The 26083-nt window shown below is 40.9% G+C and carries 27 protein-coding genes; 12 read left to right on the top strand and 15 right to left on the bottom strand.

Annotated features, from left to right (window positions below; all coding sequences use genetic code 11):
* Window positions 1-86 precede the first annotated feature (86 nt).
* Complete coding sequence (locus Q0R88_RS26810) at window positions 87-497, bottom strand: hypothetical protein (RefSeq protein ID WP_295721847.1); 411 nt, start codon at window positions 495-497, stop codon at window positions 87-89.
* Between the two features lie 320 nt (window positions 498-817).
* Between Q0R88_RS26810 and Q0R88_RS26815 the strand changes: the two genes are divergently transcribed.
* The gene (locus tag Q0R88_RS26815) at window positions 818-949 is read left to right on the top strand and encodes a hypothetical protein (protein WP_262492947.1); all 132 of its coding nucleotides are present in this window, start codon (window positions 818-820) and stop codon (window positions 947-949) included.
* Window positions 950-1165: 216 nt separating this feature from the next.
* On the opposite strand, the gene Q0R88_RS26820 is transcribed toward Q0R88_RS26815, so the two are convergent.
* Both Q0R88_RS26820 and Q0R88_RS26825 read right to left on the bottom strand, forming a co-directional pair.
* The gene (locus Q0R88_RS26820; protein ID WP_295721853.1) at window positions 1166-2809 is read right to left on the bottom strand and encodes a S8 family serine peptidase; all 1644 of its coding nucleotides are present in this window, start codon (window positions 2807-2809) and stop codon (window positions 1166-1168) included.
* Between the two features lie 24 nt (window positions 2810-2833).
* Window positions 2834-4375, bottom strand: coding sequence for an aldehyde dehydrogenase family protein (locus tag Q0R88_RS26825; RefSeq protein WP_295721970.1), 1542 nt, complete (start codon window positions 4373-4375; stop codon window positions 2834-2836).
* Window positions 4376-4615: 240 nt separating this feature from the next.
* Between Q0R88_RS26825 and Q0R88_RS26830 the strand changes: the two genes are divergently transcribed.
* Entirely contained in the window at window positions 4616-6019 is a 1404-nt protein-coding gene (locus Q0R88_RS26830; protein ID WP_295721855.1) for a tetratricopeptide repeat protein, read from the top strand.
* A gap of 210 nt (window positions 6020-6229) precedes the next feature.
* Here the strand turns inward: Q0R88_RS26830 and Q0R88_RS26835 are convergent, their stop codons facing one another.
* The 3 genes from Q0R88_RS26835 to Q0R88_RS26845 all read right to left on the bottom strand — a co-directional run bounded on the left by Q0R88_RS26835 (window position 6230) and on the right by Q0R88_RS26845 (window position 8561).
* The gene (locus tag Q0R88_RS26835) at window positions 6230-6793 is read right to left on the bottom strand and encodes a TonB family protein (protein WP_295721856.1); all 564 of its coding nucleotides are present in this window, start codon (window positions 6791-6793) and stop codon (window positions 6230-6232) included.
* Window positions 6794-6918: 125 nt separating this feature from the next.
* Window positions 6919-8187, bottom strand: coding sequence for a M56 family metallopeptidase (locus tag Q0R88_RS26840; RefSeq protein WP_295721858.1), 1269 nt, complete (start codon window positions 8185-8187; stop codon window positions 6919-6921).
* Window positions 8188-8189: 2 nt separating this feature from the next.
* Window positions 8190-8561, bottom strand: coding sequence for a BlaI/MecI/CopY family transcriptional regulator (locus Q0R88_RS26845; protein ID WP_295721860.1), 372 nt, complete (start codon window positions 8559-8561; stop codon window positions 8190-8192).
* A 167-nt stretch (window positions 8562-8728) separates the two neighbouring features.
* Between Q0R88_RS26845 and Q0R88_RS26850 the strand changes: the two genes are divergently transcribed.
* The 3 genes from Q0R88_RS26850 to Q0R88_RS26860 are packed head-to-tail and all read left to right on the top strand — an operon-like array spanning window position 8729 to window position 11137.
* On the top strand, window positions 8729-10132 hold the full coding sequence (locus tag Q0R88_RS26850; RefSeq protein WP_295721862.1) for an MBL fold metallo-hydrolase: 1404 nt from the start codon (window positions 8729-8731) through the stop codon (window positions 10130-10132).
* Between the two features lie 60 nt (window positions 10133-10192).
* Window positions 10193-10684: an antitoxin Xre/MbcA/ParS toxin-binding domain-containing protein gene (locus Q0R88_RS26855; protein WP_295721864.1), complete on the top strand. Its 492-nt coding sequence runs from the start codon at window positions 10193-10195 to the stop codon at window positions 10682-10684.
* A 3-nt stretch (window positions 10685-10687) separates the two neighbouring features.
* Window positions 10688-11137 carry an RES family NAD+ phosphorylase gene (locus Q0R88_RS26860; RefSeq protein ID WP_295721866.1) on the top strand — a complete coding sequence of 150 codons (450 nt, stop codon included), beginning with the start codon at window positions 10688-10690 and terminating at the stop codon, window positions 11135-11137.
* Between the two features lie 58 nt (window positions 11138-11195).
* Here the strand turns inward: Q0R88_RS26860 and Q0R88_RS26865 are convergent, their stop codons facing one another.
* The gene (locus Q0R88_RS26865; protein ID WP_295721868.1) at window positions 11196-12764 is read right to left on the bottom strand and encodes a M20/M25/M40 family metallo-hydrolase; all 1569 of its coding nucleotides are present in this window, start codon (window positions 12762-12764) and stop codon (window positions 11196-11198) included.
* A gap of 117 nt (window positions 12765-12881) precedes the next feature.
* Between Q0R88_RS26865 and Q0R88_RS26870 the strand changes: the two genes are divergently transcribed.
* Entirely contained in the window at window positions 12882-13088 is a 207-nt protein-coding gene (locus Q0R88_RS26870; protein ID WP_295721870.1) for a hypothetical protein, read from the top strand.
* Window positions 13089-13397: a hypothetical protein gene (locus tag Q0R88_RS26875; RefSeq protein ID WP_295721872.1), complete on the top strand. Its 309-nt coding sequence runs from the start codon at window positions 13089-13091 to the stop codon at window positions 13395-13397.
* 262 nt (window positions 13398-13659) lie between these two features.
* Here the strand turns inward: Q0R88_RS26875 and Q0R88_RS26880 are convergent, their stop codons facing one another.
* The 3 genes from Q0R88_RS26880 to Q0R88_RS26890 all read right to left on the bottom strand — a co-directional run bounded on the left by Q0R88_RS26880 (window position 13660) and on the right by Q0R88_RS26890 (window position 16793).
* Entirely contained in the window at window positions 13660-14352 is a 693-nt protein-coding gene (locus Q0R88_RS26880; RefSeq protein WP_295721874.1) for a response regulator transcription factor, read from the bottom strand.
* A gap of 105 nt (window positions 14353-14457) precedes the next feature.
* Entirely contained in the window at window positions 14458-16254 is a 1797-nt protein-coding gene (locus tag Q0R88_RS26885) for a HAMP domain-containing sensor histidine kinase (protein WP_295721876.1), read from the bottom strand.
* A 173-nt stretch (window positions 16255-16427) separates the two neighbouring features.
* The gene (locus Q0R88_RS26890; protein WP_295721878.1) at window positions 16428-16793 is read right to left on the bottom strand and encodes a DUF3127 domain-containing protein; all 366 of its coding nucleotides are present in this window, start codon (window positions 16791-16793) and stop codon (window positions 16428-16430) included.
* An 82-nt stretch (window positions 16794-16875) separates the two neighbouring features.
* Between Q0R88_RS26890 and Q0R88_RS26895 the strand changes: the two genes are divergently transcribed.
* Window positions 16876-18048, top strand: a complete 1173-nt coding sequence (locus Q0R88_RS26895) for a class I SAM-dependent RNA methyltransferase (RefSeq protein ID WP_295721880.1) — start codon at window positions 16876-16878, stop codon at window positions 18046-18048.
* Entirely contained in the window at window positions 18049-18546 is a 498-nt protein-coding gene (locus Q0R88_RS26900) for a hypothetical protein (protein ID WP_295721882.1), read from the top strand.
* Between the two features lie 4 nt (window positions 18547-18550).
* Here the strand turns inward: Q0R88_RS26900 and cysM are convergent, their stop codons facing one another.
* The 3 genes from cysM to epsC form a co-directional block, all read right to left on the bottom strand.
* The gene (cysM, locus tag Q0R88_RS26905; protein ID WP_295721884.1) at window positions 18551-19423 is read right to left on the bottom strand and encodes a cysteine synthase CysM; all 873 of its coding nucleotides are present in this window, start codon (window positions 19421-19423) and stop codon (window positions 18551-18553) included.
* Between the two features lie 150 nt (window positions 19424-19573).
* Complete coding sequence (locus Q0R88_RS26910; RefSeq protein WP_295721886.1) at window positions 19574-20716, bottom strand: serine hydrolase domain-containing protein; 1143 nt, start codon at window positions 20714-20716, stop codon at window positions 19574-19576.
* A 119-nt stretch (window positions 20717-20835) separates the two neighbouring features.
* Window positions 20836-21666, bottom strand: coding sequence for a serine O-acetyltransferase EpsC (epsC, locus tag Q0R88_RS26915; protein ID WP_295721888.1), 831 nt, complete (start codon window positions 21664-21666; stop codon window positions 20836-20838).
* A gap of 243 nt (window positions 21667-21909) precedes the next feature.
* Here epsC and Q0R88_RS26920 point away from each other — a divergent pair, with 243 nt between their 5' ends.
* Entirely contained in the window at window positions 21910-22794 is an 885-nt protein-coding gene (locus Q0R88_RS26920) for a sugar phosphate isomerase/epimerase (RefSeq protein WP_295721890.1), read from the top strand.
* A gap of 61 nt (window positions 22795-22855) precedes the next feature.
* On the opposite strand, the gene Q0R88_RS26925 is transcribed toward Q0R88_RS26920, so the two are convergent.
* Both Q0R88_RS26925 and Q0R88_RS26930 read right to left on the bottom strand, forming a co-directional pair.
* Window positions 22856-23497, bottom strand: coding sequence for a zeta toxin family protein (locus Q0R88_RS26925; protein WP_295721892.1), 642 nt, complete (start codon window positions 23495-23497; stop codon window positions 22856-22858).
* Window positions 23497-23739: a hypothetical protein gene (locus Q0R88_RS26930; protein ID WP_295721894.1), complete on the bottom strand. Its 243-nt coding sequence runs from the start codon at window positions 23737-23739 to the stop codon at window positions 23497-23499. The genes Q0R88_RS26925 and Q0R88_RS26930 overlap by 1 nt, the downstream gene beginning before the upstream one ends.
* Before the next feature lie 302 nt (window positions 23740-24041).
* Here Q0R88_RS26930 and Q0R88_RS26935 point away from each other — a divergent pair, with 302 nt between their 5' ends.
* Window positions 24042-24593, top strand: coding sequence for a redoxin domain-containing protein (locus tag Q0R88_RS26935; RefSeq protein WP_295721897.1), 552 nt, complete (start codon window positions 24042-24044; stop codon window positions 24591-24593).
* 342 nt (window positions 24594-24935) lie between these two features.
* A complete protein-coding gene (locus Q0R88_RS26940; RefSeq protein WP_295721899.1) occupies window positions 24936-26069 on the top strand; it encodes an alpha/beta hydrolase in 1134 nt (377 codons plus the stop codon).
* Window positions 26070-26083 lie beyond the last annotated feature (14 nt).

Below are 26083 nucleotides of genomic sequence, written 5' to 3' on the forward strand. Positions count from 1 at the left end.
TTCCTGGGGGAAATTTGAAAAAAAGTATTACAAAATAAAAGGGGCGCAAAAATTTGCGCCCCTTTTATTTTGTAATATATAACTGATTATAATGAATCTGTTGAAGTAAACCCACCTTCTTGAAGCGGTTCCTGGTGTCTTTTAAGCAAAGGCGATCCCTCGGTGAAAATACCCATGATGAATAACAAACCACCAAATAAAACCTGAGGTATCCATAATTTCGAGCTGAAGTCATAAACCCATGGAGAGCACATCAGGAATGAACCCATAATTACATCATTTACATTGTGCATGCTCATCGGGAACACTTTAATAAAGCCCAGCTTGTTATCTGCAAAAATAGCCATGATCAGTTGTAACCATCCGACGATCAGGGGCAGGAATAAAGCCGCGCCGCCAATATGTAATGTATCAAATGTCCACAGTGTAGAGATCAGTAACAGGGCTACTACATAATTTAAAAATGCATAAAATGTTGTTGGAATAAAGCTTTTCATTTTTTAGCGAATTGTTGTATAGTGTATCTATATTTTATATATGTGTCTCAAAAATCGTTGCAAAGCTAAGCATTTATACAGTTTTTTGATATTTAAAATTGCCCCGAACGCTTTTTATTGTTTAAAACAATTACCTTTAATTAATTGCAGTAATAATTCGCTAAAGATAGGCGTTTTTAAAATTAAAGCAATCCATTTTTCTTTCTACAACCGGGCACCACAGATAAAGCCCGTTAATTCATCCGCTATTACAATAATACCCAGATTGCAATACCAGCAATTGAGGGTAAATTAACATCTAATCTAAAACTATTAAGATCATGAGCAAGGACAGACAAGCCGTAAAAGAAAAAAAGAAACCAGCCGCAGAAGGAGGCAAAAAAGCCCCATCTGATTATCAATCAGGCAAAAAAGATGCTGTAAAACCTATTGGCGGCGATAAGAAAAAGTAATTTTTTTGACGAAGGATTTTCGGAGCAAAGAGCAAGGATTTTTGGACGAAGGATTTTCAGACAAAGGACAAAAGATAAAAAACTGTTTAAAGTTCCTTATCTTTTGTCCTTCTGTCTTTTGTCTGAAAGTCCAAACGTCCTTCCGTCCTTTGTCTGAAAGTCCTTTGTCTTTTATCTAAAAATCCTTGCTCCTCACTCCAAAGTCCCAAAAAAAATCTATTTTCTTTCCCCTTGCATAGTGGCTGCTATTTGTAAAGCTTTATAAGCATTTACAATGCCGCCGGTTTTGCATAGGGTAGTAAAATCAACCTTTTCGGTTTTTGAGCCGGGTTTGTAAACCATGGTACCCGTTAATGGCGTGGCCGAAGCCAAGATAACCTGTTTTAACTGTTTCGCACTCAGGGTTGGGTAATATTCCAATATTAAACCAGCTATACCGCTTGTTATGGGCGCCGAAAAGCTGGTTCCGTCTTCGGTATTAAATTCCGCATCAGTATCAATGGTGGTTACCTTTACACCAGGTGCAAAAACATCTACCATCTTTTTGCCGTAATTGCTAAAATCTCCGGCCAGGTGATCATTCAAACGTGAGCCGGAAGCACCCACATTGATCAGGTTATCAGCATCCGTAGTTGATCCATCCAAAAACAGATCATTCGGATAATCCGGATCCTTGTCCATATCATCGTTATCATTCCCTGCAGCCAATACCAGCAGTACATCTTTTGCAGCTGCATACTTAAATGCCTCGTCAACCCATTCTTTATGTGGTGATATTTTTTTACCAAAGCTCATATTAATAATCTTTGCGCCATTATCAACCGCGTAATGTATGGCATTGGCAACATCCTTATCATACTCATCGCCGTTAGGCACCGCTTTAAGCGCCATGATCCTTACATTATCTGCAACTCCATTTATTCCGTAATTATTCCCACGCACAGCGCCTATCAATCCGGCTACTCCTGTACCATGGGATGCATCAGCAAATTTTAAAAGATTGTTGCCATAGGGTTTATGATCCAGGCTATCCACATTATCGCCAACTATCCTTTTGCGTGCTTCCAGATCGGGCGATAAGTTGTTGTTAAGCTTTTCCAGGTATTCGCTTAAATCCTTAATGATAGCGGCATTTGTTTTGTTGCCACCCTCCTGCGAAAATATGGTAGCCCAAACATATTTGCTTTGGCTTAAGGTATCGTTTGTTGTTTTAATCCTTACAAGATCGGCTTCTTTAAAAGTATCGCCGGCACCTATATTAAGCGACTTTTTGATATACCCGCTTGTTGCCATCAAAGCATTCATGATAGGCTGCAGCTGTGCCGTTTCCGTCTGCGATTTATTTATAGTAGTATCATAAATGGTTTTAACTCGCTGCCAGTAAGCAAATGCCTTTTTATCCGTAGCTGTAGCTTCAGTCAAAGCAGCGTATTTACCTTTAAGCTTATTATACTCACGTACTTCTTCGGTAGTTTCATTAAAATCGGCTTTGCCGCCTGCACCACCTAAAAAATTCCAGCCATGTATATCGTCAACATAACCGTTATGGTCATCATCAATACCGTTGCCGGGTATTTCCTTTGTATTTATCCATAAGATGCTTTTCAGATCTTTTTGCAGGGTATCCACCCCGCTATCAATAGTAGCTATAACTACCGTTTTGCTTTTTTTACCTTTTACAAAAAGATAAGCCGGTTTTAAACTGATGCCAAAGTAGCCATCGTCTTTAAGGTCCATTAATTGCCAGTGCCTTGGCGGTTCGGGTTCTGGCCTGGGCATTACCTGCGCCGACACCGGTTGATCAATTGTTAAAGCAGCTAATAAGAAAGTACAGGTAATGAAAGAGCGAAAATTAAACATGTATAAGTATTAGTAATAAAAATTTTAGAGGTCGAATTTGATCCCCTGGGCTAAAGGCAACGTTTTTGAATAGTTAATAGTATTGGTTTGTCTTCTCATGTAAACTTTCCATGCATCAGAACCAGATTCGCGGCCACCGCCGGTTTCTTTTTCGCCGCCAAAAGCGCCGCCTATTTCTGCGCCCGATGTACCGATGTTTACGTTGGCAATTCCACAATCAGAACCAGCGTATGATAAAAATTGTTCTGCCTCGCGTAAATTATTCGTCATAATGGCCGATGATAAACCTTGCGGCACACCATTCTGCAAATCGATAGCCTCTTCAAGCGTAGTATATTTTATAAGGTAGAGGATAGGTGCAAAAGTTTCGTGCTGTACAATTTTAAAGTGATTTTCCACTTCAGCAATACATGGCTTTACATAACAACCAGATGCATAAGCGCCGCCTTCCAGCTTACCGCCTTCAACAACAAATTTGCCACCTTCGGCCTTACATTTTTCTATAGAATCCAGGTACAGGGCAACAGCATCATGATCAATCAACGGCCCCATGTGGTTATGCTCATCCAGGGGATTACCTATGCGGATTTGACCGTAAGCGCTCACCAGTTTTTGTTTAAAAGCTTCGTAAACACTTTCGTGTATAATAAGCCTTCGTGTACTGGTACAGCGCTGGCCTGCGGTACCCACGGCGCCAAAAACAGCACCTATAAGTGACATGTCCAGGTCGGCATTTTCGCTGATGATGATGGCATTATTCCCACCAAGCTCAAGCAAACTTTTGCCTAAGCGGGCGCCAACAGCCGCGCTAACAGCTTTACCCATACGGGTTGATCCGGTGGCTGATATAAGCGGTACGCGGGTATCATTTGCCATTAACTCACCGATATTTCTATCGCCGATGATGAGGTTTGATACACCTTCTTCAATGCCATTTCTTTTTAAAACATCCTGCGCAATGTGCTGGCAGGCTATGGCGGTCAATGGTGTTTTTTCTGATGGTTTCCAGATACAAACATCGCCGCAAACCCAGGCCAGCAGGGCATTCCAGCTCCATACCGCAACCGGGAAGTTAAACGCCGAAATGATACCCACAATACCCAGTGGATGGTATTGCTCATACATGCGATGTTCGGGCCTTTCGGAGTGCATGGTTAAGCCATACAACTGCCTGCTTAATCCCACGGCAAAATCGGCGATATCAATCATTTCCTGTACTTCGCCAAGGCCTTCCTGCAGGCTTTTACCCATCTCGTAGGATACCAGGGTACCCAGGTCCTGCTTATTGGCACGCAAAGCCTCCCCAATCTGGCGCACTATCTCACCACGTTTTGGCGCAGGAGTTTGGCGCCAGCTTTTAAATGCTTTAGCGGCTTGCTCAATTACCTGGTTATAATCGGCTTCGGTAGCAAATTTAACCGTGGCTATCTTTTGGCCATCAACGGGCGATGTAATATCTTTTAAAGTTGCATCGGGACTGCTGCCCCAGTTACTGCCGGTACTAAAAGCTTCATTAATATCGTTTATATGTAAACGTTTTAGAATATCTGTAATATCGAGGCTCATAATTGTTACTTTTGTCAAAGGTAAAAATCTTTAAGGCAATTTTTTGATCACCCGCTCATTGCCTGCTAATTGATTGTCATTAATTATCAAGGCTTTGCAATTAACATTTGTTAAAATGTGTGAATGTTGAAAACTAAATTGTCGATTGGACGCTTACTTATTGTATTTTCAACTAAATAAGTCTTTAAATAAGCAATTTTAATTGTTAACCTAAAGCGGATGTTCTGCAAACATAATTGAATGGAAGAAGAATTTGAATTTGGTTTTACCGAAGATCCAAAGTTTTCGGTAGAGCGGTACGAGGAGATGATCCGCAATCACGACCAGTACTTTTTTGATGCCCAGGCGTTTGAGAACATTATCGACTATTACATCGAAAAAAATGATCCCGCCAAGGCACTGCAGGTGGCCGAGTACGCACGTAATCAACACCCATTTGCAGCGGTTTTTTTAATTAAACAAGCGCAGTTGCTTGTAGTGGGCAACAAAGTGCCCGAAGCTTTTGCCGCCCTTGAAAAGGCTGCTATGCTTGAGGCCTCTGATGCTGATATTTATATTATTCGCGGCAACCTGTATGAAAGCATGGAGCGGTTTGGCGAAGCTTTGGAAAATTATGAAAAAGCCCTTGGCCTTGCCGAGGAAACCGACGAGATATTACTGCACATAGCCTACGTTTACCAAAACATGGGCGATTATGATACTGCCATAAGCTACCTTAAGCTTTGCCTTAAGCAAAATATGGAAAACCAGGATGCCCTTTACGAACTGGCTTTTTGCTATGACGTAATGGACAACCAGCAGGAGAGCGTGCAGTTTTATCAGCAGTATATTGATAATGAGCCTTACAGCTATGCCGCATGGTACAACCTGGGCAACGCTTATACCAAGCTGAGCTTGTTTGAGAAAGCGATAGATGCTTATGATTATGCTATCCTGATAAAAGATAGTTTTGCATCAGCCTACTTTAACAAGGGTAACGCCCTGGTTAACCTGGAGAAATATGCCGAAGCTATTGAAGTTTATCGCCACACGTTTGAGTATGAGCAGCCTAATGCCGACACCTATTGCGCTATTGGCGAATGCTACGAAAAGCTGGAGCAAATGGATGATGCCCGCGCATTTTATAAAAAATCGGTTAAAATGGATCCTAAGCTGGCCGATGCCTGGTTTGGTATAGGTGTTACACTCGATTTTGAGGAGCGTTATTTTGAGGCCCTGCACTTTTACAAAAAAGCGCTGGATCTTGATATTGCCAATGCCGATTACTGGTTTGCCATTGCCGATGCCGAATATAAACTGGGCCACATGACCGAGGCTGAACAAGCCTATGAAAAAGTAGTGGAACTAAACCCATTGGATATTGATGCCTGGCTTGATTACTCCTCTATATTATATGAGCAGCAAAGGTTAGTAGGCGCTATAGAGATCATCTCGCAGGCGATAAAGAATAATCCCGAAGCAGCAGAATTGTATTACCGAATGGTGGCTTACCTGTTTGCCAAAGGCGATTACAACGAAGCCCTCAATCACCTGGAAATGGCTTTAACCAGCGACCCGGAAAAACATTATATCCTGTTTGATTATCTGCCTCAATTGCAAAAAAACAAAGTGATAGTTGATATCATTAACAGGTATACGAAATAGCAAATGTGCAGATTTCAGATGTGCAGATGATGAGCTGCAATGATTTGATGATATTAAATGAAAAAGCAGGTGGGAGTTAATTCCACCTGCTTTTTTTATGGCCTAAACGTTTTGATTCTTTTCATTTGTAATTGGTGCACCTTCAATATCATTTAAAATTTACACATCTGCAAAATCATCTCCACATCTGAAATCTGCACATCTGCACATCTACCTTTTCTTTGTATTTATTAAAACCACTCCGTTTTTTCCTTTGTCGCCCCACAAGGTCGTTGCTTCTTTATCTTTTAAAACATTGATGCTTTCTATGTTATTTGGGTCAATCAGCTTAAATTTCGATTCTGCTATTATTTTATTGTCCAAAACATATAGCGGTTTGGAACCTGTAACAACATTATCAGCGATAAGCGATCCTTTATGAATAGCAGCAGTATCCTGCACACTACCCGTTTTGTTTCCTGTTGATTTTGCCGGCTTTTTGCTATCTTCCAAAGTATAGCTTATCGGAATAGCGTACTGCACCCTTACTTTTTCCCCATTCTCCATCCCAGGGATCCATTTGGGCGATAGTTTAAGTACCCGCACAGATTCCTCGTCCATATCCGGGCTCACACCTTTTACAACTGTGATATTTGACAGCGAGCCACTGGGTTCCACAATAAAGCTGCATATAACCCTGCCTTCAATCCCCTTCTCCCTGGCTGCTTTAGGGTATTTTATGTTTGAGCCCAGGAATTTGCCCAGTGCTTCAATACCGCCGGGAAAGGCCGGCAATTGTTCAACAGCCCTGTAAACCCCATTCTTGTCGGGGCCAGATACGCCAACAACCTTGTCTGGGGTAGCTATCCCTTCAACTTTGCTTTGAGATGATTTCTTACCATCATCAGCCAGTGTATAGCTTATCGGAACGGCGTATTGAACCTTACTTTTTTATTGTTTTGCTTACCCGCTTTCCATTTTGGCGAAAGCTTAAGTACCCGTACAGATTCCTTGTCTATATCCGGACTAACGCCTTTTACTACCTTGATATCTGATAACGAGCCATCTTCCTCAACAATAAAGGAGCAGATATCTCTGCCCTGGATTTTCTTTTCCCGCGCGTCTTTTGGATACCTGATGTTTGTGCTTAAAAACTTCCCGAAAGCCTCAACGCCGCCCGGAAACTCGGGCAATTGCTCAACCTCTTTAAATACTTTGCTTTTCTTATTGGTTGTATCTGGCCTGTTGTTTTTTTCATTATCCGCAAATTGATCCTTGTTATCAGGAAGAATTACAGATAAATCAACCTTTGAAGCAGGAAGTACAAATAGCTCCTCTGCCTTGCTGTTAATAGCGGTAACAGTTTTACTATTGTTTATGGTTGCTGATGATAAAATAAGCATCAGTATAAATAGTGGCGCCGAAAGCCCATATTTAATGAGCGAGATTCGGTGTGATTTATTTTTTTGTAACATAAAAATACGCTGTTTTAATAAACTGTGACTAAAAAATGGATTCACCAGCCGGTGGGCCGGCGCATTAAATGTTTGCGTCAATAGCAATAGTGCATAATCGGCTTTACTGGTGCCTGCCTGCACGGCCTGCCTATCGGCAATGTACTCATGGATGTGTTTAATGGCAAAGCGATACAGGTAAACTACCGGGTTAAACCAATTGATGATCATCACCAGTTCGATAAGCAATACATCGGCCGAATGCCATTGCTGAGCGTGTACCTGTTCATGAGCTTCAATAACTGCATTATCAGCATTGCTGTCATTTAACTTTACCGTTTTAAAAAAAGAATAAGGAACATCTGCCTGGGGCCTGCTAATTACCTCTTTTAGTTTAAATAACTGCCAGGTAAGTTTTGCCGATAAAATCAATATTCCGCTTAAATACAATATGGCTAATATTTCGCCCATGCTAATATGCCTGTCGTCAATGGGCTTAAAGTGGTAATCCATTACCGGCATACTATAAATGGTATATTTTACCTGTTGCGTAATAAAAAGGTTCTGCACCCAATCTGCCTGTATAACCGGTATAAAAAACGACAATAAGGCCGCAGTTACCAGGTAAATGCGATTAAGCTGGAAAAAGGTTTCCTTACGCAGCAATAAAACGTAAAACACATAAAACAGTACCAGGTAAATATTTACCAGCAATAAATATTGCCACCAATTCATAACTACTTGTCTTTAAGTTTCTCAATCAGTTTCATGATCTCATCAGCCTCTTTCAGGTCGATCTTTTCCTTTTTCACAAAAAACGAAAGCATACGATTAACCGAATTATCAAAATAGCCACTCAATAGTTTATCTGAAGCAAAATCCTGGTATTGATCTTTACTTACTATAGGATGGTACTGATGGCTTTTCCCAAATGCAGTGTGGCCAACAAACCCTTTTGTTTCCAATATCCTGATAATTGTTGATACCGTATTATAGGCCGGCTTTGGCTCAGGTAGCAGATCGATCACATCTTTTACATAGGCTTTTTCCAGTTGCCATAATACGTGCATAATTTGTTCTTCGGCGCGGGTTAACTCTTTAATTTCCATGTGCTTTTTGTAAAAATTGTTGATGTTTATTTAAAATCACATCAACCGTTCCAATTGGTTAATCTAAGGTAAATACTATAAATTAAATTAACAACTAAAAGTTTAGTTTTATTAAAATTAAACTTTTAATGCCCATATTCGTTCAGCTATTTCATACCAAATTATAAATGAATATAACCTTTCATGGCGCTGCCCGTACCGTTACCGGCAGCAAGCATCTCATCAAATTAAATGATGGCACCGGTATATTATTGGATTGTGGCATGTTCCAGGGCATGGGCGAGCAATCTGAAGATTGGAACGAGCATTTTGGATTTAACCCCAAAAAAGTTGACCACATGGTGCTATCCCACGCGCATATTGACCACTGCGGATTAATACCCCGTTTGGTTGCCGAGGGATACAATGGCCCTATTTATAGCACATCGGCCACTATGGATCTTACGCGAATCCTGCTCCTGGATTCGGCACATATCCAAATGCAGGATGCCACCTATATGAACAAGCGCCTCGCCCGTAAAGGCCAGCCATTAATAGAGCCGCTTTATACCGATGAGCAGGCGATGGAGGCACTTCGGTTATTTAAAATTGTTGAATATAATGAGGAGTTTGACATTACGCCACAGGTTAAGCTAAAGTTTACAGATGCGGGCCACATATTGGGCAGCGCGGCAGTGCATTTATCAATAATGGAAGATGGAAAACCTACCCATATTACATTTAGTGGTGATGTTGGGCGATATGATGATATGTTGTTAAATGATCCACAGGTATTTGATCAATCAGATTACATTTTACTGGAATCAACCTACGGCGATTCATTGCATAAAGATATCGGCCCTATTGAGGATGCCTTATTAGAGATTATTAAAGAAACCTGCGAGGTTAAACGGGGCAAAGTAATCATTCCCGCATTTAGCGTAGGGCGTACGCAGGAAATATTGTATGCCTTAAATGCCCTGGAGTTAAGAGGGGTATTGCCGGATCTGCCTTATTTTGTAGATAGCCCATTATCAAAAAAAGCTACTGAGGTGATTATGAACCATCCCGAGGTTTATAATAAGGCGGTGAAAGAAGTGCTAAAAACCGACCCCAATCCATTTGGCTTTAAAGGACTCCGGTTTATTGAATCAGCCGAGGAGTCTATTGCCTTAAATGATGACCTGCGTCCAAGTGTTATTATTTCCTCATCGGGTATGGCCGAAGCCGGACGCGTAAAACACCATATTAAACAAAACATCGGTAATAATAAAAATACCATTTTAATGGTTGGTTACTGTGAACCTAACTCATTAGGCGGCCATTTGCTTGCCGGGGATAAGGAAGTGCATATTTATGGCGACCTGTATACCGTTAATGCCGAAGTAAAGTCGATCAGATCAATGAGCGCCCACGGCGACTATGAGGATCTGCTTCATTTTTTAGCTTCCCAGGACCCGGAAAAAGTAAAGGGCATTTTTCTTGTTCACGGCGAATACGAGGTTCAACAACATTTTGCCCAAAAGCTAAAAGAGAAAGGCTTTAAACATATCGAGATTCCTTATCAGCATCAGCGGATAGAATTGCAATAAGTGGAAAAATTTCTTTTTTTAATAGAAAAATTTCTAAATTTGTTATAAGAGATAAATATCATGGAAAACGATAAAAATCCATCAGCAAAACAAAAAAAGCCCAAGTCCTATCATACACATGCGGCTGTTAGTTATGTTTCTGATTTTGAGGTGGGGTATAATATCCGGCCAAAATATACTGATGCCATCAGTTTATTAAACAGTTCAAAAAAAGGGCTGGATGCAAAAACGGCTCTCGATTTTTTATCACTATCTGGTTTTACCCAGGATGAGTTCCAGGAAACATTTAAAACCACGGTTAAAACTATTCAAAACCATGTTAACCGCGATTTAAAACTGGATGCTGCCTTAAGCGAAAAACTCCTCAAATCCTTTGCATTATTTGATACCGGTATAGAAATATTCGGATCGGGCCAGGCATTTCATCAGTGGCTTAATACACCTGCTTATGGCCTTGGCAACAGGCTACCTTTTGATATCATGGATACCATAACCGGCATTCAGCTCATCGAAGAAGAACTGATTCGCATACAATTTGGCGATCTGGCTTAAAAGATGTTGGTATACCGTATTGCGCTTGCCAAATATTCAGGTAAACTGATGGCCTCGGGCAGGGCAGCCCGTTGGAACCCTAATGATATGGAGATGATATATACAGCATCGTCACGATCATTAGCCTGCCTTGAAAACGTTGTTCACCGCAACCAGATAGGCTTAACCATGGCCTTTAATGTCACGACCATTAAGATCCCTGATAATATCAATATAAGTAACATCAAGATCACCGACTTGCCTCCCGATTGGCGAGACTTTAACCAAATGCCTTTGACCCAAAGCATTGGCGAAAAATGGATCATAGAAAAAAAATCGGCTATTTTAGCTGTACCCTCCTCCATTATCGACGAAGAAATAAACTACCTCCTTAATCCCGGACATGATGATTTCAAAAAAATAAAGCTGGTTACAACAATGCCCTTCGCATTTGATCAAAGAATAAAACAATAAAAAAAGCGATGGATTAACTGCATCGCTTTTTTTAAGTGAGTAATGCCAGCGGCATTCCTTAAAACGCCCTTACCGGTTGTGGCTTAGGCAAAGCCTTACGTGGTATCATCTCTGCACGTTGCGAAGTATTATATACAAACGATGCAATAATGGTGGCTGCTTGTTTTAAATCATCCTCAATTAACCTGTCATAAGTATCCTGGTTACTGTGGTGGGTACGTGAACCGTAATCAATGGCATCCTGGATAAACTGGAAGCCCGGAATACCAACCGCATCAAACGACTGGTGATCTGTACCGCCGGTGTTGCTGACGGTTACTGTTGCAGCGCCGAGGTCTTTAAACGGCTCAAGCCAGCTTTTAAATATTGGCCCGGCTGCCGAGTCGCCTTGTAAATAGATACCCCTTATTTTACCTGTACCATTATCAAGGTTATAGTATGCCGAAAGTTTGGCTTGCTCCGGCTTCAGTTCCATCGTTTTAGGATCGCCGAAATGGTTCAGCACATAACCGCGTGAGCCAAACAAACCTTGTTCTTCAGAGCTCCAAAGTGCTATCCTGATAGTACGTTTTGGTTTAAAACCAATGGTTTTCAATATACGCATAGCCTCCAGCATTACCGCGCTGCCGGCAGCGTTATCAGTAGCACCTGTTGCTGCATGCCATGAATCAAGATGGCCGCCAAGCATAACTACCTGGTCTTTTAATTTTTTATCGGTACCCGGTATTTCACCAACTACGTCATAACCCTGCATATCATCGGTAAAAAACTGCGTTTTAATATCAGCTTCCAATTGTACCGGCTTACCAGCGTTTACCAGGCGTAAAATACGCTGGTAATCTTCACTGCTGGTTTCCAGCTCTGGCGCTACGGCTTTAGCGGTATCGGCATATGAAGCGCCATTGGTTGTAAATACGGTACCATCTGTTCCGCGCGCCTGAGTCAGCACCAAAGCAACTTTTTCTTCCTTTAAAAATGTACCCAATGATGCTCTGAAGGCGCGTAATTTACGCATTGCAGCAAACTGAGCTGAGTTTGGATCAACCGCAGTGCGCGGGCGGGCGGGGGCCATTGTCGCCTTTTCCATAGTAGCCAGTTCCTCATCGGTATAACGGGCAGCATCAGATTTGAAGGTACGCTCGGTAAGTGGTTTGGTATCAAATATTACAATTTTGCCTTGCAGCTTACCTTTATACTGGTCAAGCTGGGCAGCCGAATCTGCTTTTATAACCATTACATCGCCTTTGATCAATCCGCCGGTGCCAGGTGTCCATGCTTTAGGGATAGCTATAATAGCGTGATAGTAAGGAACAGTGATGGCTGCATAGTTTTTTTGAACTTCCCAGCCTTTGCCAAACTTGCCCCATGGTTCTAATTTAGCGTTTGCCATTCCCCACGTTTTCAATTGTTCAACGGCCCAGTTCTGTGCACGTTTTAATCCGGGAGAATTAGCCAACCGGGGACCAGATACATCGGTTAGGTAAAAAGCGGTTTCCATCACTTTGGAGTGATTTAAACCCTCTTCCCTGATTTTTTGGACCATTGCCGGGTCAACTGTTTCCTGTGCAAACAGCTGAGCACCTATGCCTGCAGACAGCAGGCACGAAAAAAGTAATTTTAGTTTCATAGTTAATTAAATAATGAGATCAGTCAGTAAACAAACCTATTTATTAATCAGCATAAAACCATAACTGTGGCTTAACAAATTTGTTACATGTAAAAGTTTTTGCGGTATATTTGAACTATGAGCGATTTTAGATTAGACCGGACTGCTTTTAAAGCCCAGACAGCTAAAGAAGCCGCCGACCAAACAGCGTATTATAAACAGCTTACCTGGCAGGAAAGACTACGCATAGCAAACTACCTCAATAGTGTTGCTTATAATTACCCGGAGAATAATCCTCCAAGAATGGACAAAACCGTGTTCAGTATCAGGACGATAGAAAAATAGATGGGTAATATTTTCAATCAGGATTTCAGAGATTTTATTGACCAACTTAATAAGAATGACGTTAAGTATGTGCTGATTGGTGGGTATTCTGTCATTTTGCACGGGCACCCGCGAACTACCGGTGACATGGATATTTTGGTTGCAAAAACAGTTGACAATTATAGAAAGCTAAGAACCGCATTTTTGCATTTCGGTATGCGCGTTTTTGATATGACGGAGGAGAAATTTTTAAATGAAAATATAGAGGTTTTTACATTTGGCAGACCTCCGGCGTCTATTGATGTAATGACATCTGCACTGGGGGGTTGACTTTGATTCTTGTTATAATAGCGCTATCTATTTTGAAGAAGATGGTTTACTTGTCAGAACTATTCATTTGAATGACCTTATTAATGCTAAAAAGGCATCGGGCAGATATAAAGACCTTGACGATTTAGATAACTTAACCAAAAACCTTTAATTAAGCATTCCACCCACAAAAAGCATACGGTTTTATACTAACAACATGTCCTGGAAAACGCTACAATTCAGCATCCAGAATAACAATGGCAACAGATATATCGAGCTGAAATTAATTAATTAGCAATTTATACCCCCGGCCATGCACGTTAATGATCTCCACATTAGGATCATCCTTTAAGTACTTACGGATCTTGCTTAGGAATACATCCATGCTGCGGCCATTAAAGTAATTATCATCATGCCAGATGTTGAGCAGGGCTTCTTCGCGGGTAAGCACCTCGTTTTTACGCATACACAGCAGGCGAAGCAGTTCGGCTTCTTTGGTTGATAATTTTTGATTTGACTCGCCTATGGTGATGATCTGTGAGGTATAGTCAAATGAATAGCGGCCTATTTTGAAGCTGGTTTGTTTTTCTTCTTCAGATTTTTCGGTTCCGCTGGTGCGTTTAAGCAGGGCGTTTATACGCAGCAACAGCTCCTCAATACGGAACGGTTTGGTTATGTAATCATCGCCGCCAAGGTTAAATGCCTGTGTTTTATCTTCTATCATACTTTTTGCAGTAGCAAAAATGATAGGCACATTAGGATTTATCTTCCTGATATCCTTACCTAATGTAAAGCCGTCCTTTTTGGGCATCATTACATCAAGTATCAGCAAATCATAAACCTGCTTGGTAAAGGCCCGTAAGCCTTCTTCCCCGTCCTTGCACAAAACAACATCGAACTTACCTTTTAGCTGCAGGTAATCCTGTAACAGCAAACCCAAATTGGCATCATCTTCAACCAGTAGTATTTTCTTCATGTTTTTTTGTCCTGAACTCCGGCAGATCCGAAAACCGGGAAGCTTATATATCGTTATTACTTACTTATGTACGACTCTATTTTTAGTCTTTTTGAATCGAACCCTTTACGCCACTGCGAATTTCAACTCAAACTCTGATCCCTTTTCCTTTTCAGATCTTACGCTTATGGTACCGTTTAAGCGCTTAACTATGGTGTTAACGTAGCTTAACCCCAATCCAAAACCCTTTACGTCATGAATGTTCCCTGTCGGAATGCGGTAAAACTGCTCAAATATTTTTGCCTGCTGATCGCGATTCATTCCTATCCCCTTATCCGCAACCTTAATAATTACCTGTCCGCTCCGGGTAAATGTACTAATGGTAATTTCGGGCTTATCGTTACTGTATTTAATGGCGTTATCTATGAGGTTATATAGCACATTTGAAAAATGGAGTTCATCGGCTATAATCACCGCGTGCTCCGCATCAAGCTCAAGCGTTGTTTTGGCGTTGCACTTATGCAGTTTAAGTGCCATGCTATCCAATACAACGGCTATCATATCGTTTACATCAAGGGGCTTCTTATCAAGCTTGAAGTCGTTTTTTTCAATGCGGGCGATATTTAATACCCGTTCTATATGACTACCTAAACGTTCGTTCTCCTCAAAAATTATGTTTGCCAGGCGTGCTACACGGCTTTGATCGTTTGTTATTTCGGTATCTCTTAAAGCCTCGCTGGCAATCATGATGGTTGATACCGGGGTTTTAAATTCATGGGTCATATTATTGATAAAATCAATTTTCATTTCAGACACCTTTTTCTGTTTCAGGATAGAGAAAATGGTGTATCCAAAACAAAATACCAACACAATAAGTAAACCGCCTGTAGTGCCCATGGTGGCCGTCATCTTACTTAATATGAGCGAATTTTTTTGTGGAAAAGATAGCTTGATCATGCCGGGATCATTGATCACATCTTTACTAAAAATAGGGGTTTGGTAAGTGTTAGCTGCAATAAATTCCGGCTTGCCCCCTTGCAAATCGTTAGCCTTTGAAAATATGAGCGAATCATTACTGGTGGTAACCTCATAGCTAAAGGGCAAATTAATTCCCTTACTATGTAATTCAAACCTAAGCAGGGTATCTATCCAGAAGGGGCTTAAGCGCTTATTTAAAGGCTGGCCAGAATTGCGGTAATCTTCGGCCAGGTTTTCAATTACGCTTGTTTTATTGCTGTTTAAATTTTGCAGGGAATCGGTCACCAGCATTTTTTTTATCTGGGCAAACTGCCTTTCCTTTTGCTTGCGCTGCTGCTCACGCACCCAAAGCGGGTTAAGTTTTGGTATCTGGATCAATTGTTTCCCAATCATCGGATCCTGGTAAAAATACCGGAGGGTATCATACTTATGCAGCTTTTTGGGGATTCTAAATTTAGTGATGCGCGTTCTTACAGCCTGCGGGGTAAGCCTAACGTGTACAACGCCCAACTCATCTGTTTGCTCCTCAACCAGAAAATCAACCGTACCTTCCTGCATCAATAAATTACTGAGCTCATCGTCCAGCTTTTTATGCATGATCATGCGCTCCAGGCTATCTCTTAAAAGCGCTATTTTCCTTTGCTTATACGTTTGTTTCTTTTTTGTTTTAGCGGTGTATGGCCTGTTTGTACTGCTTTTAACAACTTTTACTCCCGCTTCATCAATAGCTATTACTTTATCCTGAGCTTTTGCGTTTAAAAAATTATTGGCATCCTGCTTGGTTACTTTTGATACCACATTATTAAGAGCCTCGTTAACAGAACGATCAAACAGCTCGGATTGCATCTGGTACGATTGCCTTAAAAAGTACAATTGCATGGCCATTACGCCCAAAAGCGCAAGTCCCATTAATCCAATAATCAATCCAATACTTCGTTTCTTCATGTGTTAACAAACAAAATTATTTTAAATAACCCAACAAAACAGGCATTTAACAAAATTTAACAATTGTTAATATACAATAACGATTTGAAAAATAGCGTATTGCTACTGACATTGCGGCATAAAAAAAGCCCCTTTAATGAAAGGAGCTTTTAAATATCTAATGAGCCTGCTGCTTAAAATGGCAGATCGTCATCATCGCTTGATGAGCTGATATCAGCTGATGGAGCGGCATATTCTGGGGTTGAGGCGGCGCCTGCACCAGATAAAACGTTAATTTTCCACAACTGCAATGAGTTGAAATAGCTTTTCTTACCTGATTTATCAGTCCATGGACGGCCTTTCAGGTTAAAGAAAACTTCAACGTCGTCACCAATCTTCACGTTGTCCATTAAAGCGCAACGGTCCTGTATGGCTTCAAACTTTAAATATTCGGGATACTGAGGATTCTCAACATACTCAATTATCAGTTCACGCTTTTTTAGTGACTCTGTTACCTGCTGTGTTGGTGACACCTCATGTACTTTACCTTTAACTTCCATAATCTTAAAAAATTTAAAATGTAAAGTTAATAGTTAGGAAATTAAAATAGGGGGTTTTTAATTCATAAATTCGCAAAATATTATGCAAGTTTTCCACAACGAGAGTAAAATAATAATTACCTGTAATAAAAGGTTATCGAGCTACCTTCAACAGGAAGTAGAAGAATTGGGTTTTACGCCAACCCGCGTTTTTCAAACAGGGGTCGAGCTTAAAGGTACCATAACGGATACTATCGCGCTAAATTTAAATCTGCGCTGCGCAAGCCAGGTGCTTTACCTTATAAAAAGCTTTAAAGCCGATGACCCTAAGCAGCTATATGATGAGCTGGTAACTATTGAATGGGAAAAGCTGATAGACTTTAGCGGCTATTTTTCAGTAACATCAAACGTTAATAATGAGCATATACTTACGCCATTGTTTGCCAATGTGAAAGTGAAAGATGCCATTGTAGACAGGATTAAGGAAGTTAAAGGCGTGCGCCCGAACTCTGGTTCTGAGGCTAATAAAACGTTGGTTCACCTTTACTGGCAGGATAGCGATGCCGATATTTTCATGGATACATCGGGCGAAACACTGGCTAAGCACAGCTATCGTAAAATACCGGGTAAGGCCCCAATGCTGGAGGCTTTGGCAACATCAACCATTATGGCCACCAATTGGGATAGGAAGAGTACTTTCATCAATCCAATGTGCGGTTCTGGTACGCTGGCCATTGAAGCGGCACTGCTGGCTACTGATAAACATCCTGGTTTATTTAGGATGAACTATGGCTTTATGCACATTATGGGCTATGATGAAAACGTGTTTTTTGTAGAGCGCCGTAAATTAAAAGATAAGGCTAAAAAGGAAACCGGCTTTAAAATTATAGCTACAGATATATCTGAAGATGCCATTGATATCGCCCAAAAAAATGCTAAAACTGCCGGGGTAGAACATTTAATTGACTTTGCTGTTTGTGATTTTGAAGATACCGAAGTACCCGAAGATGGTGGTGTGGTAATGTTTAACCCGGAATATGGTGAGCGTTTAGGTGTACACAGCAAACTGGAGATCACCTATAAAAGAATGGGCGATTTTCTGAAAAAGAAATGCGGCGGATACCGCGGATATGTTTTTACGGGCAACGCCGACCTTGCAAAAAAGATAGGTTTGCGCCCGTCAAGAAGGATTGAATTTTATAATGGCAAGCTGGATTGCCGTTTATTTGAGTATGAGCTGTATGAAGGCAGCAAACGAGAACCAAAAGAAGAATAAATGAAAAAGATCATATTAATTGCAGTAGCCGTTTTATTTTCAGTTTACAGTATGGCCCAAACGGAGCTTGCCTTCCCTTTCCAGGGAGGGGCTCCTGTAATGAGCACTTTTTTTCAAGATAGCCTTAAAGTATCGCCAGAAATAGTTAGCAAGAAAGCTACAGGAACAGCTGTATTTAAATTTACTGCTGATGAAAAGGGAACTATTAAAAGAATAGTGATTTATTACGCTGATGATTATATTTTGACGGCTCCAATTATTGAAGCCCTCAAAAAATCAAATCATAAATGGATCATTCCCGATCATGAAAAATCACATGATTTTGTATTGCCGTTTTCAATAGGCTTTACTCCGCCCGCGGTGGCAAGTAAAGCTTTAGAGAAGCACGTGTATGATTTTTACACCCATCGCAAGCCTATTTTATCGACTAACCAGGTGCCTATGGATAATGCCACCCTGTTGCCTACTGTAGTTATCAATTACGATTTAGGTAAATAATAAATTACCCAAATAGGTTGCTGCTTAAATACCTGTCGCCGCGATCACAGCAGATAAAAACAATGATGCCTTCTTTTAATTCGGAGGCTAATTTTATTGCTGCTGATAAAGCGCCGCCACTGCTCATACCGGCAAATACACCTTCAACTTTAGCCAGTTTACGGGCCATTTGGGTAGCATCTTCTTCAGATATATCCATCACCCTGTCAACTCTTGAAGCATCAAATATTTTGGGCAGGTAAGCAAGCGGCCACCTGCGGATGCCGGGGATAGATGAGCCTTCGGTAGGCTGGCAGCCTACTATCTGGATACCAGGATTCTTTTCTTTAAGAAACATGGAGCAGCCCATAATGGTGCCGGTTGTACCCATAGCACTTACAAAATGGGTTATTTTACCTTCGGTATCCCGCCATATCTCCGGACCGGTGGTTTTAATATGAGCACCGTAGTTATCGGGATTGCCAAACTGGTTCACCAAAAAAAATTCACCGGTAGCTGCTTTTTCTTCGGCGTAATCACGGCAAAGTTCTATCCCTTCCAGCAAAGTTACTTTGGCGCCAAAAGCTTCCATGGTAAGCGTACGTTCGCGGGTTGAGTTTGATGGCATAACCAGCTCAATCTCCAGATCAAATAAACGAGCAATCATGGCCAGGGCAATGCCTGTGTTGCCGCTGGTGGCTTCAATAAGCTTTGTGCCGGGTTTAATATCGCCACGTTCAATGGCACTGCGAATCATATTAAGCGATGCACGATCCTTTACACTGCCACCTGGATTATTACCTTCCAGCTTAGCAAATATTTGTACGTTGGGGTTAGGATTTAGCTTTTTTATTTCAACCATAGGCGTATTGCCTATCAGATCAATCAGTGCCGCCATAATATGTTTTCTTTAAGTATAGACTGTAAATGAAATTCATTTATTGAAAACAAAATTAGCAGGAATATTTAAATAGCAGCTAAAAGCTGAATGCACAAAGCAGAAAGCCCCTGAATTGACTTTTAAATTACTTTTTCATCCCCCGTGAATTTACTTATCAAGCGCCTGCTGTATGTGCATTTGCAGGTCAGTAACCCGTTGCTGACTAATGTTATCATTAACAATAATAATATAACCCAAGCCTTTCCCTGGATAAAACAGGCACATGGTATTAAAACCAATACCGGTATGCCCGTCATGATAAATGATCTTTGTGCCCTTATAATCAGTGTCCATCATCCAGCCCAAACCAACACCGGTATCATCAGCGTTTTTCCAGGTAGGTTGATGGGTTAGTTTTATTGCGGGATCCTGCTCTTCCAGATTAGCCTTTAAATATTTAAGCATATCATTAATGGTTGAGTTCATGCTTGGCCCGTTATAATAATCGGCCAGGTTAAGGTATGGCTGTGGCTTGTTGTTACCATCGTAACCCTGTGCAAAACGGTTAAAAAGCGACGCGGATATCTGGGTCTTAGTATCCTGCATTTGCAGATGCGTTTTTAGATAATGTGCCACGAGTTGCTCATATGGCTCGTGATAGATCCGCTCCAACAGCAAGATCAACACCATCATGCCGTTGCCATTATACCTAAACTTTGCACCGGGGATTGTATCTGGATGTAAGCTATGCAAATCCTTCAGCAAGCTATCGGCTTTGTAAACGCTATAAAAATCAACCTGCGCCGCAAGGCTTAATTTCCGGAGGCTATCTTTTACCGCTTTTGGAAAAACATGGGCATTGCCCGGCAAGCCCGATGTATGATTAGCGAGGTTAATAAGCCTGATTGGGTGCCCTTTGTATTCGAGATTGGGATATCTGCCCGGCAAATATTTCCTGATATCATCATTAAGATCTGCCTTCTTTTCAATAACAGCCTCTGCAAGCATGGTAGTTACAAAGGTTTTGGCAACCGAACCGAGGTTATAAAAATTATCTGCAGTGGGGAGTTTACCTGTTTCCTTTTTTACTTCGCCGAAATTGTACGTGTATGCTTTACCATCTTTGTAAATGCCTATAGATATTCCAACAGTGTTGGGCGTATCCATATAAATTCGTGCTCCCTTATCAACCGCGGAATCGAGTTTACTTTTAAGCTGATTATCGCTTAATAAAGGTTTTGTATTTTGCGCGTTTACGCTTGAGTATACAAAACACAAGTACAGCATGGCAGATATGGTAAGTGACTTCATTTATACAGATAGTAAGGGTATATCATTATCTGCAAATTGAAAAAATTGGCATCTTATAATTACACAAGCTGGCCGGCTGCGGTAAACTCCCGGTGAAAGTGTAATAAATATCGGTGAATTTATTTTTTCTCGCCAAAAATACGCCTGCTTAGCTTTTTAAGTATGCGAATATTTGGTGTATGATATACTCTTGAGTTTGCAGGCAAGCTTTTGGTAAGCCAAACGTTACCGCCAATAATACTATTACTACCAATTACCGTTTCGCCGCCCAGGATAGTAGCGCCGGAGTATATAACAACATTATCCTCCACCGTAGGGTGCCGTTTGGTGAAAGCCATACTTTTATCAACGCTTAAAGCGCCAAGTGTAACTCCCTGGTATAATTTTACATGCGAGCCAATATTACAGCTTTCGCCAATTACAATACCGGTACCATGATCTATATAAAAATACTCGCCGATAACTGCTGCAGGGTGAATATCAATACCGGTTTTGGAGTGGCCATATTCGGTTAATATTCTTGGGATCAAGGGAACATCGCTCACATATAAACGGTGCGCAAGCCGGTAAAGCGAAATGGCAAAAAAACCCGGATAGGTACGGATAACCTCAAACTCACTGCGTGCAGCCGGGTCTCCATTAAATATCGCCTGGATATCTGTATTGAGTACCTGGTAAAGTTGCGGTAGTTGTTCAAAAAAATCAGCTGCCCGCTTCTTGTTATCACATTCGGCGCAGGCTTTTGTTGCTTCCATGAGGCTGTATAATTCTGCCTCCAGTAACACAAATTCCGCCTTCAGCTCATCAACTGTAGCAAACATCTTAGCGGTTTGCTCGGGGTATAATAAATGAATAACCCGTAGCGCCCACCTGGTAATTTCCTTATTTGAAGGCACATACTCAAGATTTTGCTGCTTGTCAAAAATCTGCTTGTAAAATTCCTGGCTCATGTTTTATGAATGGGTTGCTTATGATAAACAACTATTTGCACTGCAAGTTTATGCAAAAGAATGTTGTTTACAAGTAAAAAAGGCTACTTAATTGGTGGATATAATAATACAGGAATACTTTTCGTACCGAATTTGTAACAATTATTATATAATGTTCTAAACCATTCAAATTATTCCAAGTCTTTGGTTTTGGTATAGCTAATACCCTATATTTACGGTAACCAATTACTAAAACGAAAAACAATGACTTCCAGACGCTCATTCCTCAAGACTTCGGCTCTATTATCGGCCGGACTTTTAGCAGCACCCCATTTATTTGCATATGACAAAAAACTTATAGGCCTGCAATTATATACCGTACGCGATGCTATGGCAAAAGATCCCGCTGCAGCGTTGGCCAAAGTAGCCAAATTAGGTTTTAACTCTGTTGAGGGAGCTACGTACACCGGCACCGAATTATTTTATGGCATGAATGCCAAAGGCTTTTCAAGTTTGCTAAACCAGGAAGGCCTCATTATGCCAAGCGCACATTATCGCCTTGGCGAAGAACTAGTTAATGGTGCATCGCAAATGGGCACAATTTTAAACGATTGGGAAAAAGCCGTTGATGATGCTGCCGCAGTAGGTGTTAAATACATGGTATGTGCTTATTTATCGCAGGCTGAGCGCGGAAACCTGGAACATTACAAAACTGTTGCCGGTATGCTGGATGTTGCCGGCCAAACATGCAAGCAAGCAGGGATACAACTTTGCTATCATAACCACGATTTTGAATTTATACAGGAAGATGGTAAATACCCTTATGAAACACTATTGGCCAACACTGATCCAGACCTGGTAAAAATGGAAATGGACTTGTACTGGATTACCAAAGCCGGCCAGGACCCCATTGCATTATTCAATAAATATCCGGGCCGCTTCCCGCTGCTGCATATGAAGGATATGGACAAAACACCAGAAAAGAAATTCACCGAAGTAGGTAATGGTATTATCGACTTTAAAAAGATCCTGGCACAATCAAAAAAAGCAGGCATGAAATACTTTTTTGTTGAACAGGATGTATGCCCGGGCGATCCGTTTGATAGCATTGCGCAAAGTATCTCCTATATCAAAAAGAACCTGGTATAAAATATTAGATCGAAGAAAAAGCCAGACCAAAAGACGTCTGGCTTTTTTTGTAAGCCCGAAACTATAGCTTAAACTTTCCTGAAGGTTTCACCCCATGAATAAACTCCTTTTTATAATTCTGATTGGCTTTTATTAATTGATACGCATCATCACTTAGCCGTTCCTTGCCAAAACTATATTGAGCAAAGAGTTGGGGATATTTCAAATCACTGGATTGATAAGCAACTAATTCGCTTTTTTGGAAACTCATAATTTGCTGGTTTTTCCCTCCTGTTCCCGTATATATAAAATAGCTAAGGTCAAAATAAAAAAAGTATTTAGCCAGATTTTTAAAGCTTTCATTAAAATTAATAATCACGTTACTTCCTGATATTGTTATACCGCTTTGTTGCATACCACGAACAGCCACCCTATCTTTTGATTGCCGGGGATTATCTAAAAATAGAGCTACTAAAGAGGTAAAATACCCAGCATTCTTAGCTTCATCTACCATGTCTTTAAATGACTCATCGTTAAAGACAGTTTCCAATATAATATCTTTCTTTTGTTGGATAGCCTGACGAAAAATCTCCTTTGTCCGACCCTTATAAACATCCGTCATAATAACCTCAAATCCGGAAAGTTCATTGAGTCTTGTGCGAATAAAGGTTGACTTGCCAGCAGCATTACAACCGGATACAAAAATGAGTTCCGGAACTTTCATTAATTATTTAGCTGTTTAACAACATGATCCTTTATACGTAAAGGCATATCATTTTCATCTGTTATAACCTCAATGGTAACTAAAAATTTATCCCCATTAGGAAGTTCTTTACGCCAATAGCCTCCATCTTCTTCAAACTGCGCATAGAATGGATTACCCAATTCAAAGGCGCGCTGGCGACCGAGCTCATGCATATTATCCATGTTCTCTAAAAGCCGATCCACTACATGAGTTGTGTTCATTGTTAGGTATTTAAATTCAAATATAAAAAATGATAACCATTCGTAATAACAAAAGGGCTTTAAAAGAGCCAAGTAAAGAACCCATTACCGAAACGTACACTCATACAACATTTAAATAAACTAAAAGTTGATCTATTAAGAAGGATTGTCTGAAACATTGCGACAGGCATAAATAAAATAAAGAACCTGGTATAAAAATTTTGTTACAAGCATTAAATACAGGCCATCACTCCCAAACAAAGTGATGGCTTTTTTATTTTTATTCTATCCGGGTTAAATCGTATGTGCTTAAAATAACGTACATGATAAAAATAGATATCACCATGATAAAATACTTGTTGGTTATACTGGCAGCATCGTTCCTGTTCTCGTGCGCGGCACAGGCCCAAAGTGGTAAAGAATTATTAACCGGCGATGCCATGCCCGCCTTCTCCCTGACCGACCAAAACGGCAAAGAGTTTAAAACTGCCGACTATACAGGCAAAAAAGTACTGGTAATTTATTTTTATCCCAAGGATGAAAGTATGGTTTGCACCAAAGAGGCCTGCGCTTTTCGCGATAGCTTTGACCAGTTTACCAAAGCCGGCGCTATGGTAATAGGCATAAACGGCGGTACGGTTGCCAGTCATAAAGCCTTTGCCGACCATTATAAACTCCCTTTTACTTTACTGAGCGACCCTGGCAATAAGGTTTATAATATGTTTGGCATCCACAAAAAGTTTTTCATGACGGGCAGAAAAACTTTTGTTATTGACCTGAAAGGCAAAATAGTTTATGCCCACGAAGCCATGATGCAGGGTAAGGAACATGCCGATGACGCGCTTCAGTTTATAAAAGCAGCTAAAACCAAATAAGCGGCAATATTCAACACCTTTTTTTTGAATTATTTTTGTAAATATGCGACCCTACTTACGACGTATTAACCAAAACAAACTTTTTGTCATCCTGAACGATAGTGAAGGATCTATTCTCCAGTATGCTTGTTCTCCCTGTACAGTCTGCGAATAGATCCTTCGTGCCTCAGGATGACAAACCTTTTAAAACGTCATTTACCTTTCAGAGTCTCGGGCTTTTACACCTACCTATGACAAGCGGCGAAAGAGTCCCTGGATTTCACAACTATCAAAGGCGGATTGAACAATAAAAATAGCATCTTCGCAACAGAAGCCCAACCGCTTATTTCATAAAAAAGCCGCATGATCCGTTTTGTAATCTGTATCTTACTATTGCTGATATCATTATTTACTGTTTTAAAAGCATTTGAGTATCATATATGGATGCTGGCCATTATCGCCACAGAATTTTGCTGGATATTTATCATAATTACCATAATAGCGCTATTATCCGGATTTTATAGCTCAAAATATCAGCTTGCGGGCACCATTGGCGGCATCATCGCTTTGGTGTTATTTATTGTGCCGATAGTTAGCGCCTATAATATAGCTGGCAGTTTAAAACAAAACTTCCAGGCAGCATTCGGACCAGGCAGCACCATTATTAACGGCGATAGTAATGAGCCTCCCTATAGTTTCTGGAATATGTTTAAAAGCAATAAGGAGGTTGCTTGCAAGGCTATCGCTTATCATACTTCGGCTGGGTTAAGCTTAACTATGGATTACTTTCCATCGCAAAAAGCAGGTAGCAAACCATGCGTTATCATAGTACACGGGGGCTCCTGGAATAAAGGCGATAACAAACAACTGCCGGAGTTGAACAGCTACCTGGCCACAGCTGGTTATAACGTGGCCGCTATAACTTATCGCCTTGCACCAAAATATCAAAGTCCGGCGCCTGTCGAAGATGTTCGGGCAGGGATAGCCTACCTGCGCAGGCATGCTGATGAATTAAGTATTGATACCAATAATTTCGTTTTACTCGGCCGCTCGGCCGGGGCGCAGATAGCTTTATTGGCTGCTTATACTCTGCATGAGCCCGGTGTAAAAGCAGTAATTGATTATTATGGCCCTGCAGATATGATTTGGGGATATTCCATAGCGACAAGCCCACTGGTAATGGATTCGCGGAAAGTGATGCGTGACTATATTGGCGGGAGCTATCAGCAGGTACCGGCTAAATTTGCAGCTTGTTCGCCGCTTGAATTTGTGAGCCGGCAATCGATACCTACTTTAATTATCCATGGGGATAACGATATACTTGTATCGCCCGAGCATAGCCGCAGACTGAATTTAAAACTTGAACAAAACGGGATAAAGCATTTTTTGCTAAAACTGCCCTGGGCTACGCATGGTTTTGATTTTAACCTCAATGGCCCCGGAGGCCAGCTGGCCACCTACACGGTTGAACGCTTTTTAAATGTGGTAACCAAATAATATTGAACACATCT

Origin of the sequence: Mucilaginibacter sp. (genome assembly GCF_025362475.1) — a bacterium.
Lineage (GTDB): Bacteria > Bacteroidota > Bacteroidia > Sphingobacteriales > Sphingobacteriaceae > Mucilaginibacter.